Raw genomic sequence first — 15,544 nt, 5'->3', positions numbered from 1 at the left:
TACGGGCTTTGCCCCTCCTTTTCGGGCGCGGGTGGGGCCCGGGAAGCGAGAGAGCATGGAGTTCAAAGACTTTCCCCTGAAGGACGAGATTAAGGAAGCCCTTTTGCGCCGGGGTATCACCGCCCCCACCCCCATCCAGGCGGCGGCCTTGCCCCTGGCCCTCGAGGGCAAGGACCTCATCGGCCAGGCCCGCACGGGCACCGGTAAGACCCTGGCCTTTGCCCTGCCCATCGCCCAGGCCCTGGAGGCCTCCAAGGAGCGGGGCCGCCCCCCCAGGGCTTTGGTGTTGACCCCCACCCGGGAGCTGGCCCTTCAGGTTTCCGGGGAGTTGCAGGCGGTAGCCCCCCACCTCAAGGTGGTCACGGTGTACGGGGGCACGGGTTACGGCAAGCAGAAGGAGGAGCTGGCCCGGGGGGCCGATGTGGTGGTGGCCACCCCGGGGCGGGCCCTGGACTACTTGCGGCAAGGGGTCTTGGACCTTTCTCAGGTTCGGATCGCCGTCTTGGACGAGGCGGACGAGATGCTTTCCATGGGCTTTGAGGAGGAGGTGGAGGCCCTCCTCTCCGCCACCCCCAAGGAGCGCCAGACCCTTCTTTTCTCCGCCACCCTGCCCTCCTGGGCCAAGAAGCTGGCGGAGCGGTACATGAAAAGCCCGGTGGTCATCAACGTAGTGCGGGAGGAGGGCGTCACCTACCAGGAGGAGGCCATTCCCGCCCCTGGGGACCGCCTTTCCCTCCTCTCCGATATCCTTTTTGTCAAGGCCCCTAAGCGGGCCATCGTCTTCACCCGTACCAAGGCGGAAACCGAGGAGGTGGCCACGGGGCTTCTTCGCCTCGGGCACCCGGCGCGGGCCATCCACGGGGATCTTTCCCAGACGGACCGGGAAAGGGTCATGAGGGCCTTTCGGGAAGGGGAAGTAAGGGTTTTGGTGGCCACGGATGTGGCCGCCCGGGGCCTAGACATCCCGGAGGTGGACTTGGTGGTGCACTACCGCTTCCCCGATAAACCGGAAACCTATCAGCACCGTTCGGGGCGCACAGGCAGGGCCGGGCGGGGGGGTGAGGTGGTGATCCTCTACGGCCCCAGGGAAAGGCGGGAGCTTTCTGAGCTGGAAAGGGCCGTGGGCCGCGCCTTTAAGCGGGTGAATCCCCCCACCCCCGAGGAGGTCCTCGAGGCCAAGTGGCACCATCTCCTGGCCCGCCTGGCCCGGGTACCCGAGAGGGACTACAAGCTGTACCAGGATTTTGCCAGCCGCCTGTTCGCCGAGGGGCGGGTGGAGGTGGTGGCGGCCCTCATGGCGCTTCTCCTGGGCGGGGCACCCAAGGAGAAAAGCCTTCTCACCGGCGAGGAGGGCTGGCTTACCTTCAAGGCCACGGGGCCCAGGCTCACCCTGCCCCGGCTGGTGGCCCTCTTGAAGGAAGGGGGCCTCGAGGTGGGCAAGATTGCTCAGGGAGAGGAGGGTTTCTACGTGGACCTCCGCCCCCAGGACCTGCCCAGGCTTTCCGAGGTCCAGGGTGTGAAGTTGGAGCGGGCCAGGCGGGTGGAGGCGTTGCCTGAGGCCTACGCAGGCACCGCCCGGGGCCGCCGCACGGGCCGAGCCTAGACGCCGGGCATGCATCAGGCCCGCTTCCCCAGGGGAAGCGGGCCTTTCTTGGTGCGCCCGGAGGGATTCGAACCCCCGGCCTAGAGCGTGTTAATGACTATAGACTGCGATAGCGATGAAGAGGAAAGCCTACCCCTCCGACGTGACGGACGAGGAATGGAGCCTGGTGGCCCCCTACCTCACCCTCATGCGGGAGGACGCCCCCCAAAGGGAGTACCCCCTGCGCGAGGTGTTCAACGCCCTCCGGTGGATCGTCCGCACCGGGGCCCCCTGGCGCATGCTCCCCCACGACTTCCCCCCCTGGGAGGTGGTCTACGCAAAGACCCAGAGGTGGCTCAAGGCGGGGGTGTTCCAGGCCCTGGTCCACGACCTGCGGGCCCTGCTCCGCACCCTGGAGGGGAGGGAGCCCGACCCCTCAGCGGTGGTTCTGGACAGCCGCACCTTGCCGGCCACACCGGAGAGCGGGCACCGGGCGGGGTACGACGGGGCGAAGCGGCGGCGGGGGAGCAAGGTGCACATGGCGGTGGATACCCTGGGGCACTTGCTGGCCCTGGTGGTGACCCCGGCGGACGTGGGGGACCGGGAGGAGGTGGGGCGGCTGGCGCGGGAGGTGCAGGAGGCCACGGGGGAGCGGGTGGAGGTGGCCTTTGTGGACCAGGGGTACACGGGGGAGAGGGCGGCGGAGGCGGCGAGGCGGGGTCTTGTGCTGTTGCCGCGGCGGTGGGTGGTGGAGAGGTCGTTTGCTTGGCTGACGCGGTTTCGGCGGTTGGTGCGGGACTATGAGCGGTTACCGGAGACGGTGGCGGGGTTGCACTTCTTGGCTTTTGCCATGCTCCTCCTGAAGAGGTTCGTGGACTTGCTGGGCAAAGTCATTAACATGCTCTAGGACGTCTGCATACCGCCCGCTCGTATAGAGGCCTACATAGTTTTCCGCTAAGAAGCGCTGGAGGTGGGGGCTTTCCCGAAGGTGGGATAGCTTGGCCTGTCGGAGGGCCTCCTCAAAAGGGTCTTCTAGGGTGTGAAGGAGGGTGGTCATCCAGTAGGAAAAAAGCTCCGCCTGCCACACGTGACGGAGGGCCTCCTGGGTGTAGCGGTTGAGCAGGTTTTGGTCTCCCTCACGGTAGTAGGCCATGAAGGCCCGGTAGAGTACGGCCACATCGCAGAAGGCCAGGTTCATTCCCTTCGCCCCTGTGGGGGGAACCACGTGGGCGGCGTCCCCCACAAGGAAGAAGCGCCCGTACTGCAGGGGCTCTACCACTAGGGAGCGCATGGGGGTCAAGCTCTTTTCCAAGAGGGCTCCTGGCCTTACCTCTGCTACCCCTTCCAGTCGGCAGTTTAGCTCTTCCCAGATGCGCTCTTCAGGCCACGCTTCTAGCTTCTCTCCTGGGCTCACTTGCAGGTAATTCCGCGAAAGGGTGGGGGAGCGCATGCTGAAGAGGGCGAAGCCCCGGGGGTGGCTGGCGTAGATCAGCTCCTTGGCAGCGGGTTGGGTCTCCGCCAGGATGCCCAGCCAGGCGAAGGGGTAGGTTTTTTGGTGCACCCTAGTCCCAGGAAGGTGTTGCCGGGCCAGGCTATGAGATCCATCCGCCCCCACGGCGAACTCTGCAGCCAGCCGCTCTTCACCCCCATCGGGGGTGCGGTAGCGGAGTATGGGAGCTTTCTCTAGACCTTCTAAACCCACCACCTCGTGCTCAAAGAGGATCTCCCCTCCAGCTTCAAGGTGGTGGCGGATCATGTCCTGCACTAGGTATTGCTGGCCGTACACCCAGATGCTCTTCCCCGTAAGGGCGGGAAAGTCCAAATGGAGAGCCTCCCCGTGGAAGGCCAGATAGATGCCCCGGTGTTCCAGCCCCTCTTGGAGCATCCGCCCCCCCACCCCCGCCCGGATGGCGATCTCCTTGGTGCCCCATTCCAGCACGCCTGCCCGGATACGGTGTGGGCTCGTTTCTAAGTACGTGCGGCTTCGGGCCTCCAGGACCACCGCCTCCACCTGAGCTTGGCGCAGGAGGTGGGCCAGGAGGAGGCCCGCAGGCCCTGCTCCAATGATGGCTACCTGCACTTTACGCATTCTGCCCTCCGAAAAGGACCAAGTCCGAAAAGGGGCGCACCTCCACCTCCTCCTCCGGGCCATAGGGGGTGTGGAGGAGGCGGGAGAAGGTCTCTACCGTTTGCCAGGTGAGGGCCTCGAGCTCCAAAGGGTCCAGGTCAATGCTGTACCCCAGCCTGGGGGCAGTTATGCGAAGGCGTTCCCCGTTGCCGGTGCGGACCTTTTCTATGGTCACGGTGGTGAACTCGTTAGTGAGGGTGATCATGATGCCCCCTAGAGGAAAAAGCTTAGGTTGTGGGTGGGCAGGGTGCTTTGGTCTAGGATCACCACCCTTCGGGCTAGCTTCCAGGTGCCCTTTTCCCGGCGAAGAAGATCCCGCCGCTCAGCGGAAAGCAGCGTGTACTCAGGCCGATCCCAGCGGCTGCGGAAGACCAGCAGGTTGGAGCGCACCTCCACCTCTTCTCCCCGCTCCGTGGACCTGGGTTCTCCTACCCGTACGTTGGTGACGAAGTGGCGGAGGCGGGAAGGGGGATCCTCTGCCCAGGCAAAGCCGGTCTCCAGCCGGGATACCCGCATTTCCAAGGAGGTGCGGTCCTCGTCCAGGTGGAACATCCGCTCGCTCACCCCCCCATAGCCCCCTTCAGGCGGGCGTTCCCGGGTGAGGCGCACGGGAACCTGGTAGAGGATGTCCTCGGTGGTGAGGGAAAGCCATTCCCGGTAGCGGCCCTCATCCAGGAGCTCAGCCTCTCGATAAAGGAATTCCAGTATTTCCCGGGTGGGGTCCATGCTTCCCTCCTCAGCCCAGCATCATCTCCAGATAGCGCCGATAGAAGTTGCGCAGGTTTTCGTCTGTAAAGTTGATGGGGTAGGCGACCCCGGGCCCGGGCCAGTTGGGGTCGGGGGCCACGTTCCGCCCCATCTGGTAGTTGAAGTGGAGCCTACGGCCCAGGGAACTTCCGGCGTTTTGGGCTACATGGGACCAGATTTCGGTGTCGTCCTGCTCAAAGGTGCCTGAGGAGCCGAAGAAGCGCAGATAGGAGTGGCGTGCCTTTTCCTTAAACCATTCTGGAGCATCCTTTTCCACCATGCCCCAGGAGAAAATCTCAATACGCCCCGGGCCCAAGGGATGCCAGACCCTAAAGGTCAGCATGGGGATGGGGGTGGGGTAAAGGTGGTCAGGCTTGCGGATGGGGTTGTGGAGGGAAAAGTTGGGGAAGAGGGTGAGGAGGAAGATGCGGGTCTCCCGCGCCACCTCCCACTGCTCTTGGGTGGGATAAGAGGCCTTTGCCCGCTCCATCATCTCCTCGGGGTAGCCCCAGAAAGGGGGGAGCTTGGCCCCGGGGGGACTGCCCACCACCATGGCCCCATGCCCTTTGCCGGGAATGTGAATTTGCTCCCCGTACATGGCGTATTTGGCGTCCCGAGGGGCGATGCCTAGCTCAATCATGGAGCGGTGGGTCATGAGGGTGTGGTAGCTGTCGCTGATGAAGGTTTCCAAGGCCAACTTCCAGTCGGTGTTCACCACAAAGCGCTGGGGTGGACCGAGAACCTCCAGACCCTCCGGGCTCCGCTTGCTCACCAGCTCCAGGTACCAGAGGGCCTCCCCCAGCCAGGCCTCGAGGGAAGGAGCCTCGCGGTCCAGGTTGCCGAAGATGAGGCCATCCAACTCCGCCAGCTTTGGGATGGGCACAAGGCCCCAGTCCACCTTGTTGAACCCCTCGCCAAAGGCCTCCCGCTCTGCCGGCACCCCCACCAGGGTTCCGTCGTTGCGGTAGGTCCAGCCATGGAAAGGACAACGGAAGTGGCTGGCATTGCCAGCTTCCGCCCGGCAGACCCGCATCCCCCGGTGGCGGCACATGTCCAGGAAGGCCCGCACCTGTCCGTCCTCTCCCCGCACCACGATGAAGGCGTTGTTAAGGATGTAGCGGAGAACGTAGTCCCCAGGGCTTGCCACCTCCGAGGCATGGGCCAGGTACACCCAGGAACGCGAAAAAATCCGCTCCTTTTCCAATTCAAAAACCTCAGGGTCGTTGAGGATCCCTGCGGGAACCAGCCCCTTCTCAAGACCCTCGGCCAGTTCTTGAAGGAGTCTGGGTGCACTTACCATGCCCTTCGGGGTTTTTCCACTCCCCATTACCACCACCTCCTACACGCCCAAATACCGGTGAAGTACTGCCTCGCTGGCTTCCCAGGGGTTTCCCTCCCAGACGATCTTCCCGTGCTCCAGGATGTAGACCCGGTCGGCCACCGAAAGGGCCATCTGGACGTTTTGCTCCGCTAGGAGTACTGTCTCTCCCTCCTGCTTCAGGGTGCGCACCACCTCGGCCACCTGCCGCACCATGAGGGGGGATAACCCTTCGGTAGGCTCGTCCATGAGGACCAAGCTGGGGTTGCGCAATAGGGCGCGGGCGATGGCCACCATTTGCTGTTCCCCTCCGGAGAGGGCCTTGGAAGGGCTTTTGCGCCGCTCGGCAAGGCGGGGGAAGACATCGAGAATCCGCTCTACTGTCCAGGAACCTCGGTTGCCCCAGGCGGCTAGGCGAAGCTCTTCTTCCACGCTTAGTCCGTCGAACATGCGCCGTCCCTGGGGCACTAGGGCCAGGCCCAGCTCCGCCCGGCGGTGGGCGGGAAGGTGGCTGAGGGGGATCCCAGCCAAGTGGACCTCTCCGCCTTGGAGTGGTACAAGGCCCATTAGGGTGGAAAGGAGGGTGGTCTTGCCCATACCGTTGCGGCCTAGGAGGGTCACCACCTCCCCTCGCCGTACCCGGAGATGGATGCCGTTGAGCACCTGCATCCCCCCGTAGCCCGACGTCAGGCCTTCCACCTCAAGCACCGTTTCCCAGGCTTCCTCCCTAGAGTGGCCTCCTCGGGTGGCCTCGAGGGTCCTCCCACCTCCCACATAAATTGCCTGAACTTCGGGGTTTTCCCGCACAGCTTCCGGTTCCCCCTCGGCCACCACCTGGCCATAGTGAAGCACGGTCACCCGGTCGGCGAAGCGAAGGGCATACTCCAGGTCGTGCTCCACCAAGAGGACCGTCATCCTCGGGTCTAACTCCAGGATCAACCGCCCTATGCGCTCCCGTTCAGCACCAGAAAGCCCTGCCAGGGGTTCGTCTAGGAGGAGGACCTGGGGGTCCTGTACCAAGGCCATAGCGATCTCCAGCTGGCGCTTTTCCCCGTGGGACAAAGACCCTGCTGGATCCCCTGCTCGAGCCGAAAGGCCTACCTGCTCCAGCACCTCTTCCACGCGAGCGCCGGCAGCTAGGGGTTGATGGAAGACTCGGCTCTGCCCTGTGGCAGCCTGCCGGGCCAGGGCCACATTCTCCCAGACCGCCAGCTCGGGCAGAACGCTGGAGCGCTGAAAGGTGCGGCCCAGGCCCAGACGGGCCACCCGTTCTTGGGGCAGTCCGGTCACCTCTCGGTTCCCCAGGAAGACCCGTCCTTGGTCGGGCCTTAGCTCCCCAGAAATGATCTTGAAAAGAGTACTCTTTCCCGCTCCGTTAGGACCGATCACCGCCCGTCGTTCGCCTTGTTTCACGGAGAGGTGTATCCCCGTCAGGGCCAGGATGCCCCCGAAGGCCTTGCTGACCTTCTCCACCTTAAGCGCTTCCACGCTCACCTCCCAGCTTGCGTTCCAGAAACGGCCACAGGCCTTCGCGGGCGAAGAGGACAGTGAGGATGAGCAGACCACCCACGAGAAGGCCCCATAGTTCTGTGAAGGAACTGACCCAGGCCTGGACAAAGGTGTAAAGTAAAGCCCCGAAGGCCGCCCCATAAAGCCCCCGGCTCCCCCCAGGAGCACCATGACCATCAGGGTGGCAGAGGTAAGCCAGAAGAGGTCATGGGGGCTCACGAAGGTGCGGTGCAGGACCACCCCGGCCCCTGCCAGCCCGGTGAGGGCCCCGGCCAGCACATAGGCCCAGAGCTTATAGTAGAAGGCGGGCACCCCCAGGGAACGCACTTTCTCCTCATTCTGGCGGATGGCCTCCAGGGTCTTCCCGTAGGGACTTTGCAGAAGTAAGCGAAGCCCTGCCACGACAAGGGCCAGAAGGCCCAAAGCCCCGAGGTGCAAGGCCGCCGGAGCCAGACCAACCCCCTGAAGGCTCAGTCCGTCGTCCCCACCGGTGACCGCGTTCCACTTGTGGGCCACGGAGTAGACCATCTGGCCGAAGGCCAGGGTGAGCATGAGGACAAAGATCCCATGGGTGCGAAAGAGGAGTAGGCCAGTCAAAAGGGCGTACAGGGCGGCCACCGCCGCAGCCACCAGGAGCCCTAGGGCTAAGGGAAGCCCAGCGTTTAGGCTGAGCCCCACCGCATAGGCCCCAAGCCCCAGGAAGGCCGCCTGACCCAGGGAGGGGATACCCCCGTGACCCAAGAGAAAACTCAGGGCTACCGCTGCCAGGCCAAAAAAGGCGGCCTCAGTGGCCAGGTAAAGCGTGTAGCCCTGGACCAAAAGGGGCACCAGGAAAAGGAGCCAAAGCCCTCCACGCATCAGCAAAGGAAGCCCCCGCCGCCACCCCTTCAAGGCTTTTTGTGGTATCCAGGCCATCATGCGACCCTCCGTCCGAGGAGACCCTCGGGTTTTAGGGCTAGGACCAGGGCCATGAAGGCGAAGATGAGGAACATGGCCGCCTGGGGCAGGAAAAGTCGACCAAACCCGTCCACTAGTCCCACCAGGAGTGCCCCCCAGAAGGCCCCTTCTATCCGCCCGAGCCCCCCAATAACCACGACGATTAGGGCGAAGAGGGTCATTTGAGCGTCTAGGCCAGGGGCTAAGGCGATGAGGGGGGCTCCCACCACGCCCCCAAGGCCCGCGAGGGCCGTGCCCACCCCGAAGGTGAAGAGGCTGATCCGGGCTGGCGGGATGCCCAGGGCGCTGGCCATGCCTGGGTCGGCCGTTACCGCCCGGACTTGGACGCCAAAGGGTGTCCTGGCCAGTACCAGGCGCACGGCCAGGAAGAGGGTTACCCCCAGGCCCAGGACGAAAAGGGGATACTTGGGGTACAGGAAGGCTCCCAGGAAGAGGGGGCCCGAGAGTTCCGGGGGTGGGGGCACCGAGCGGATGGCCGCTCCAAAGACCCCACGCAGGAGGTCGGCGATCATGAACCCCAGGCCAATGGTGAGAAGCACCTGTTCCAGTTCCCTCCCGTGGAGCCCCCGTAGGAGGAAGCGCTCCACCATGATCCCGAGGAGCCCCACCCCCAGGGGAACCAGAAAAAGGGCCAGCCAGAAGTTGTCTAGGGCCTGAATCAGGACCAATCCCAGGTAGGCTCCCAGCATGTAGAAGGCTCCGTGGGCCAGGTTCACCACTCGGGCTACCCCGAAGATCAGGGAAAGGCCTAGGGCCAGGAGGAAAAGGAGCATGGCAAAGGCCAGGCTGTTGAGAAGCTGGGTTAGGAGGAGGAGGGCCATGGTTACTACTTACCAGGGTCGCGGATCACGCCCAGGTCGGCGATGAGGCGGTTGGTGAGGACACCGTCAATCCGGGCCGTTTCCCGTGCGTAGACGTGCTGGGTGGCGTTGTTGGTTTCTGGGTCAATCTGCACGAAGCCTCGAGGACTGATGATCTTGGCGTTCTTAAAAGCGGTGAGGAGGCGGCTTCTATTGGACACATCTCCCTGCACGTCGTTTAGGGCCCCCACGATGAACTGCATGGCGTCGTAGCCTCGCACGGCGAAGTGGTTGGGCACACCCCCGTACTTCTGCCGGTAGGTGCGGATGAATTCCCGGTTGGCGGAGTTGTTGAGGGTGTAGACCCAGTGGTCCCCGCTCTTGGCCCCGATGGCCGCTTCCCCGATAGCTTCGAGGACGCTCTCATCCGTGACCTCCCCGCTCACTGCCAGCTGCACCGTGCGGTTCAGACCGAACTGGGCAAACTGGCGCATAAAGATCACGGCATCACTGCCCGAAAGAACAGCGAACACCGCCTCGGGCCGAGCGGCAGCGATGCGGGAGATTACGGCGCTATAGTCCGTGCTTCCCAGGGGTATGTACACCTCTGCCACCGGCTCACCCCCTGAGGCCAGGAAGCCCTCCTTGAAGGCGGCGGTGGCTTCCTTGCCAAAGGCATAGTCCAGGGCCAGGAGGAAGACCCTCTTGCCTACGTTTTTGGCCACCCAGGGACCCATGGGGTAGTGCTGCTGCCAGGCGCTGATGGAGGTGCGGAAGATGTAGGGGCTACGGCGTTCCCGGGTGATGCCGTTGGCGGCAGCGTTAGCCACCACCAAGGGGATCTGTCGCTCGTGCACGTAGTCCCGGATGCCGTAGGCTGAAGAGGAGAGGATAATGCCCGCAAGAAGGTGCACCCGGTCTTGCTCTACCAGCTTGCGCACCTTCCGCACAGCCACGGCAGGGTCGGCCTCTTCGTCCTCCTTTAGGAGTTGGATCCGGCGCCCTCCGGCCTGGTAGCCCACCCTCTCCAAGAAAAGCTCCATGCCACGGGTGATCTCCTGTCCAAGCCGTGCATAGGGGCCAGAGTAGGAGAGCACCACCCCGATGCGGATGGCTTCCTCTCGTTGGGCGAAGCCAAAGGAGAATCGGGAGGAAACTGCTAGCCCTGCAAGCCCGAGCCCTACCTTGACCACCTTCCTGCGGTTAACCTTACCCATTTTTATCCTCCTTGGGACTTTAGCCTCTACCCTAACAGGTCTTCGCTTAAAGTGTCAACAATCGTGTTTACTAAATCCCGAGCCCTAGGGCTTCCCCCTGCTCCTACACCCCAGCTTTCTCCCGTACGGGTGGGGTGCCATAGGTGTAGAAGGTTTCCGGTAGTTGTCCCCCAAACCAGATGGTGCTCTTTTCCAGATCGTTCACATTGGTCACGTCCCAAACCACAGTCTTCCAGGTGGGGTCAAAGATGAGGTAGCCGGTATCCCCGAAGAGCTCCACCCGGGTGCCCCCGGGTTCAAAGACGTACATGAAGTAGGCCTGGGTGGTGCCGTGCTTGCCGGGCCCGGCCTCTATGCTAATGTCGTAGTCCATGCATAGATCCGCCAAGTCCATGAGGTGCTGAGGGTAGCCGTACCAGAAGGCGATGTGGTGGAAGCGCCCCTTAGAACCGCTGGCGTCCCGCATGAGCCCGATCTCATGGACCAGGGGGCTCACCGAGAGCCAGGCCCCGAGTTCTTCTCCTTCGCCTCGCACCTTTTGCTCCCGGAGCCTGAACCCTAGGACTTCCTCAAAGAAGCGGCGATTGGGCGTGACCTCAGCACAGAGGCAGTTCACGTGGTCTATGCGCCGGACGGGTACGCCCCTTAATGGGCGTTTAGAAGGTCGGTTTTTCAGTTTGCTCCGCTTTTCCGGCGGGGCTTCGTAGTAGGCTACATCAAAGAGGAGCTCCATCTGGTGTCCATCCGGGGTGCGGAAGCGGTAGGCGGGGCCGTGGCCCAGGTCCCCCTCGCTCCAACCTTGGCCCAGACCTGAGGCCTCGAGGGCCTGCACCCGGCGTGCCAGGGCTTCGGGGGAGGCGGTGCGCCAGGCGATGTGCCCTAGACCGGCTTCCCTGGCTTCGGTGACCTTAAGGCTGTGGTGGTACCAGTCCTCATAGGCCCTCAGATAAACGGACTGACCCTCCCGAGCGGTTATCTCCATTCCCAGGAGCTCGGTGAAAAACCACAGGGTGCCCTCGGGGTTAGGGGTGTATATCTCCGCATGTGCCAGCTGTGTGATGTCGAACCCTTCCATCAAAGCCTCCCTTCTTCCTCCATGCGCAGGATTTCCTGGATTACCTCTGCCCCGCGGTTGGCGGCGGGTAGACCCCTGAAGAGAAAGGCTAGCCCCACCACGGCGTTGAGCTCCTCGTAGCTGGCCCCAGCCCGGCGGGCGGCAATAGCGTGGAGCCGGGCGGCGTCGGAAAGGTCCATGAGGAGCATGCCGAAGAGCATGAGCTGGGCCGTCTTCACGTCAAAGCAGGGGGGGTACATGAGCCGGGCGCGAAGCGCCTCTTGCATCCTCAGGGTTTCGGGGTCCAGGCGGGCCAGGAGGTCAGTGCGTGCCTGGATCCGAGGGGGCACGAAGCCGATGAGCTCGCGGTAGCGCTCCCTAAGGTGCTCCAATTCTTCGAGGGGCATGTTCAAGGGCAGACTGGACACCGTATTGACCTCCTTGTGAAGGGCAGAAAGCTTAGGGTGTCTACCCTCCACCTTAGGTTGAGGTTTCCCCCGAGGCAAGCTATTCGTTCACCTATACGGAACAGGAAGTTCGGCTATACTGAAAGAACCTATCGGCCAAGGTATCCTAGCCCGCTACTCTCGGAGGTGAGGCCCATGCTGGGAACGGTGCAGAAGGTGGGGGAAGTGTTGGAGCTCTTCACGCGAGAGCGTCCCGAGTGGGGAGTGAGCGAGGCGGCCAAGGCCCTGGGCATTCCCAAATCCAGCGCTCACTCTCTTTTGGCCACCCTAGCCCAGATCGGATTTTTGAAGCGGACCCGGGAGGGAAGGTACCGGTTGGGCTGGCGGATCCTAGCCCTCTCCCAGGTACTCCTCTCCACCAGTTCCTGGCGGGGGGAAGCTCGGAGAGCCATGGAGGAACTGGTGGCCCGCTTTGGGGAGACCACCCACCTGGCGGTCTTGGAGTGTGGCCGGGTGGTGTACGTGGAGAAGCTGGAGGGGACCCGGGCGGTGCGGGTGGTGAATACGGGGGTTGGGGTGGAGCTCCCCGCCCACTGCAGCGCGGTGGGCAAGGTACTCCTAGCCTTTCGGTCTTGGGAGGAGGTGGAAAGGATTATGGCCGAGCAGGGCATGCCCGCCTTCACCCCCAACACCATCACTACCCTGGATGAGCTTAAAACTGAGCTCCAGGCGGTGCGGGAGCGGGGGTACGCTTACGACATAGAGGAGGTGGTCCCGGAGCTCTGCTGTGTGGCGGCCCCCATCCGGGACCACACGGGGGAGGTGGTGGCTGCTCTAAGCCTCTCCGTACCCTTTTACCGGTTCCAGCAGCTCAAGGAAGAGTACCGAAGGAGCGTTCTGGAGGTGACCCATCGGGTTTCCGAGCGGCTTGGCTATATGGGAGGAGACACATGGACAAAGTTAAGGTGGCGATCCTAGGATCTGGCAACATCGGTACGGACCTTATGTACAAGCTCTTAAGGAACCCCAGGCACATGGAGCTGGTAGCGGTAGTGGGCATAGACCCGGCTTCTGAGGGGCTGGCTCGGGCTAGGGCCTTGGGCCTGGAGGCAAGCTCTGAGGGAATCGCCTACCTTCTGGAGAGGCCGGAGATCCAAATCGTTTTTGACGCCACCAGCGCCAAGGCCCATGTGCGCCATGCCAAGCTGTTGCGTGAGGCGGGGAAGATCGCCATAGACCTCACCCCAGCGGCCCGGGGTCCTTATGTGGTCCCCCCGGTGAACCTCAAGGAACATCTGGACAAGGACAACGTGAACCTCATCACTTGCGGAGGGCAGGCCACCATTCCCCTGGTCTACGCAGTGCACCGGGTGGTCCCTTTGCGCTATGCGGAGATGGTTTCCACTGTAGCTTCCCGTTCTGCAGGGCCAGGGACTAGGCAGAACATAGATGAGTTCACCTTCACCACTGCCCGGGGCCTGGAGGCCATCGGAGGGGCTGAAGAGGGCAAGGCCATCATTATTCTGAACCCCGCGGAGCCCCCCATCTTCATGACGAACACTGTGCGGGTGATCCCCAAGGGAGAGGTGGACCGGGAAGCGGTGGTGGCCAGTGTCCGCGCCATGGAGCAGGAAGTGCAGGCCTATGTGCCGGGGTACCACCTCAAGGCAGACCCGGTCTTTGAGCTCCTTCCCACTCCCTGGGGGGAACGCACGGTGGTCTCCATGCTTCTCGAGGTGGAGGGAGCGGGGGACTACCTACCCAAATATGCGGGAAACCTGGACATCATGACCGCTTCTGCCCGGCGGGTAGGGGAGGTTTTCGCCCAGCACCTTCTAGGCAGGAGCGTGGAGGAGGTGAGAGCATGAGCTGGAGCCTGAAGGGGGCCAAGCCCCCAATGGTGGTGGACACCACCCTGCGGGACGGCTCCCACGCCCACCGCCACCAGTATACTCCCGAGGAGGTCCGCGCCATCGCCAAGGCTCTGGATGAAGCCGGGGTCTACGCCATCGAGGTTTCGCATGGGGACGGTCTGGGAGGGAGTTCTCTCCAATACGGCTTTTCCCGGGTGAACGAGCTCGAGCTTATCCACGTGGTTCGGGAGGTGGTCAAGAAGGCCAAGGTGGCGGCCTTGCTCCTGCCCGGGATCGGCACCCGCAAGGAATTGAAAGAGGCTTTGGAAGCTGGCATTCATATGGTGCGCATCGCCACTCAGTGTACCGAGGCAGACATCTCGGAGCAGCACTTTGGCATGGCCAAGGAGATGGGCCTGGAGGCGGTGGGCTTCCTCATGATGAGCCACATGCGCCCCCCGGAGTTTCTGGCAGAGCAGGCCTTTTTGATGGAGGGTTACGGGGCGGATGTGGTCTACATCGTGGACTCTGCTGGGGCTATGCTCCCTGGGGATGCCTATGCCCGGGTGCGGGCCCTGAAGGGAGCGCTTACCCAGGCCAAGGTGGGTTTCCACGCCCATAACAATCTTGGTCTGGCCGTGGGCAACACTCTAGCGGCCTTGGCTGCAGGGGCTGACTGGGTGGACGGGACCCTGAGGGGCTACGGGGCGGGGGCAGGAAACGCAGCCACGGAAGTGCTGGCCGCAGTCTTGGACAAGGCGGGGCTTAATCCAGGCCTGGACGTTTTCAGGCTCCTGGATGCAGCGGAGTACGTGATGGGCCCCCTCCTGCATTTCCAGCCCTATCCGGACCGGGACTCGGTGGCCATCGGCTATGCCGGGGTCTACTCCACTTTCCTTCTCCACGCTAAGCGCATCGGGCGGGAACTGGGGGTGGATCCCTTGGCCATCTTGTTGGAGCTGGGACGGCGGCAGGCAGTGGCTGGGCAGGAGGACTGGATCCTTCGGGTGGCCCTGGAGCTCAGGGAGAAGGAGTCCAGGGGCTTATCGGACTAGGGGGACGTATGGTGGTACTGAAGGTGACTTTGTTGCAGGGAAGGTCTTTGGAAAAGAAGCGGGAGTTAGCCCGCCTCCTAACGGAGATGGTGGCCCGCCGCTTAGGCGAGCCCAAGGAGGAGGTCCGCCTCATCCTTTACGAGGTCCCTAAGGAGAACTGGGCCGTGGGCGGGGTGCTCATGGTCGATCGGGAGGAGCGGTGAGCCCCAGGGCTCAATTCCTTTTGGAGGCAGTGCGCGAGGCCCGGGCCATAGGCCACCTCCTTCAAGGTGGTCGAGACTGGGGGGTGGGTCTTGAGGAGGCCTATCGCATTCAGGAGGCCCTCTTCCCCGGGCCTCTTAAGGGATTCAAGCTGGGCCTAGTCTCCCCGGCTAAGCAACGACAGATGGGGATTGGGGAGCCCATCTTTGGCCGGGTGTGCCCAGGAATGCTCCTGGAGGGTGTTTCCTTTTCCCGCTTCCTTCAGCCCCGAGCGGAACCTGAGGTAGCGGTGTTTCTCAAGGCGGACCTTTCTCCCGGAGCCGGGTTAGGCCAGGCCTATGCGGCCATCGGGGGCTTTTTCCTGGCTGTGGATATCCTGGACTCCGTTTGGGAAGGGTACCGCTTCACCCTGGCCGAGGTGGTGGCGGACAACTCTTCTGGGGGTGGTTTCCTCCTGGGGAAAAAGCGCTTCTCTCATCTACCTAAGGGAAGCCTTCGCCTTTACCTGAACGGGGAGAAGGTGGCGGAAGGCTCCCTGGAGGCCCTTGGGGACCCAGGAGCCCGGCTCACCTGGCTGGCGGAGCGGGTAGGGGGTCTGAAGGCGGGGCAGGTGGTCTTCCTCGGGTCTCCGGCCCCCGCTGTCCCCTTGGAACCAGGGGTGCTGGAGCTTTGGGGCGAGGGGACGCTTCTCCTCGCTCGGGTGGAGTAGGGAGGAA

General features: G+C 63.3%; 16 protein-coding genes and 1 pseudogene. 7 read left to right on the top strand and 10 right to left on the bottom strand.

Annotation, left to right across the window (positions count from 1 at the left end; translation table 11 throughout):
* Positions 1-55 precede the first annotated feature (55 nt).
* Both EBI04_RS06905 and EBI04_RS06900 read left to right on the top strand, forming a co-directional pair.
* Positions 56-1,603 (top strand): DEAD/DEAH box helicase, encoded by a 1,548-nt coding sequence (locus EBI04_RS06905; protein WP_167481910.1) that lies wholly within the window; start codon positions 56-58, stop codon positions 1,601-1,603.
* 115 nt (positions 1,604-1,718) lie between these two features.
* Entirely contained in the window at positions 1,719-2,489 is a 771-nt protein-coding gene (locus EBI04_RS06900) for an IS5 family transposase (protein WP_135256841.1), read from the top strand.
* On the opposite strand, the gene EBI04_RS06895 is transcribed toward EBI04_RS06900, so the two are convergent.
* The 10 genes and pseudogenes from EBI04_RS06895 to EBI04_RS06850 all read right to left on the bottom strand — a co-directional run bounded on the left by EBI04_RS06895 (position 2,391) and on the right by EBI04_RS06850 (position 11,719).
* The gene (locus EBI04_RS06895) at positions 2,391-3,671 is read right to left on the bottom strand and encodes a 4-hydroxybenzoate 3-monooxygenase (RefSeq protein WP_135256840.1); all 1,281 of its coding nucleotides are present in this window, start codon (positions 3,669-3,671) and stop codon (positions 2,391-2,393) included. The genes EBI04_RS06900 and EBI04_RS06895 overlap by 99 nt on opposite strands.
* On the bottom strand, positions 3,664-3,915 hold the full coding sequence (locus tag EBI04_RS06890; RefSeq protein ID WP_135256839.1) for a dihydrodiol dehydrogenase: 252 nt from the start codon (positions 3,913-3,915) through the stop codon (positions 3,664-3,666). Before EBI04_RS06890 ends, EBI04_RS06895 begins: the two co-directional genes overlap by 8 nt.
* An 8-nt stretch (positions 3,916-3,923) precedes the next feature.
* Positions 3,924-4,436, bottom strand: a complete 513-nt coding sequence (locus tag EBI04_RS06885) for an aromatic-ring-hydroxylating dioxygenase subunit beta (RefSeq protein WP_135256838.1) — start codon at positions 4,434-4,436, stop codon at positions 3,924-3,926.
* Positions 4,437-4,446: 10 nt separating this feature from the next.
* A complete protein-coding gene (locus tag EBI04_RS06880) occupies positions 4,447-5,784 on the bottom strand; it encodes an aromatic ring-hydroxylating dioxygenase subunit alpha (RefSeq protein WP_206202019.1) in 1,338 nt (445 codons plus the stop codon).
* Between the two features lie 12 nt (positions 5,785-5,796).
* Positions 5,797-7,269: an ATP-binding cassette domain-containing protein gene (locus tag EBI04_RS06875; RefSeq protein WP_135256836.1), complete on the bottom strand. Its 1,473-nt coding sequence runs from the start codon at positions 7,267-7,269 to the stop codon at positions 5,797-5,799.
* Positions 7,250-8,202, bottom strand: a pseudogene (locus EBI04_RS06870) (branched-chain amino acid ABC transporter permease). Before EBI04_RS06870 ends, EBI04_RS06875 begins: the two are co-directional and overlap by 20 nt.
* Positions 8,199-9,062 (bottom strand): branched-chain amino acid ABC transporter permease, encoded by an 864-nt coding sequence (locus EBI04_RS06865; protein ID WP_135256835.1) that lies wholly within the window; start codon positions 9,060-9,062, stop codon positions 8,199-8,201. The pseudogene EBI04_RS06870 and the gene EBI04_RS06865 overlap by 4 nt, the downstream one beginning before the upstream one ends.
* 5 nt (positions 9,063-9,067) lie before the next feature.
* On the bottom strand, positions 9,068-10,258 hold the full coding sequence (locus tag EBI04_RS06860) for an ABC transporter substrate-binding protein (protein ID WP_135256834.1): 1,191 nt from the start codon (positions 10,256-10,258) through the stop codon (positions 9,068-9,070).
* A 103-nt stretch (positions 10,259-10,361) separates the two neighbouring features.
* Complete coding sequence (locus EBI04_RS06855) at positions 10,362-11,333, bottom strand: catechol 2,3-dioxygenase (protein ID WP_135256833.1); 972 nt, start codon at positions 11,331-11,333, stop codon at positions 10,362-10,364.
* Positions 11,333-11,719 carry a carboxymuconolactone decarboxylase family protein gene (locus EBI04_RS06850; protein WP_206202018.1) on the bottom strand — a complete coding sequence of 129 codons (387 nt, stop codon included), beginning with the start codon at positions 11,717-11,719 and terminating at the stop codon, positions 11,333-11,335. The genes EBI04_RS06855 and EBI04_RS06850 overlap by 1 nt, the downstream gene beginning before the upstream one ends.
* Positions 11,720-11,914: 195 nt before the next feature.
* Between EBI04_RS06850 and EBI04_RS06845 the strand changes: the two genes are divergently transcribed.
* From EBI04_RS06845 to EBI04_RS06825, 5 genes are read left to right on the top strand one after another with little or no spacing between them, the layout of a single operon-like run.
* Positions 11,915-12,697, top strand: coding sequence for an IclR family transcriptional regulator (locus EBI04_RS06845; protein ID WP_135256832.1), 783 nt, complete (start codon positions 11,915-11,917; stop codon positions 12,695-12,697).
* The gene (locus tag EBI04_RS06840; protein ID WP_135256831.1) at positions 12,670-13,587 is read left to right on the top strand and encodes an acetaldehyde dehydrogenase (acetylating); all 918 of its coding nucleotides are present in this window, start codon (positions 12,670-12,672) and stop codon (positions 13,585-13,587) included. Before EBI04_RS06845 ends, EBI04_RS06840 begins: the two co-directional genes overlap by 28 nt.
* Positions 13,584-14,627 carry a 4-hydroxy-2-oxovalerate aldolase gene (gene dmpG, locus EBI04_RS06835; protein WP_135256830.1) on the top strand — a complete coding sequence of 348 codons (1,044 nt, stop codon included), beginning with the start codon at positions 13,584-13,586 and terminating at the stop codon, positions 14,625-14,627. Before EBI04_RS06840 ends, dmpG begins: the two co-directional genes overlap by 4 nt.
* 8 nt (positions 14,628-14,635) lie before the next feature.
* Positions 14,636-14,830, top strand: coding sequence for a tautomerase family protein (locus EBI04_RS06830; protein WP_135256829.1), 195 nt, complete (start codon positions 14,636-14,638; stop codon positions 14,828-14,830).
* Positions 14,831-14,859: 29 nt separating this feature from the next.
* Positions 14,860-15,537, top strand: coding sequence for a 2-keto-4-pentenoate hydratase (locus tag EBI04_RS06825; protein ID WP_240695259.1), 678 nt, complete (start codon positions 14,860-14,862; stop codon positions 15,535-15,537).
* Positions 15,538-15,544: the final 7 nt, after the last annotated feature.

The sequence above is a fragment of the Thermus caldilimi genome (assembly GCF_004684245.1).
Classification (GTDB): domain Bacteria; phylum Deinococcota; class Deinococci; order Deinococcales; family Thermaceae; genus Thermus; species Thermus caldilimi.
Note: the sequence above shows the minus strand (reverse complement) of the source record. Positions and strands in the feature narration are given on the sequence as shown.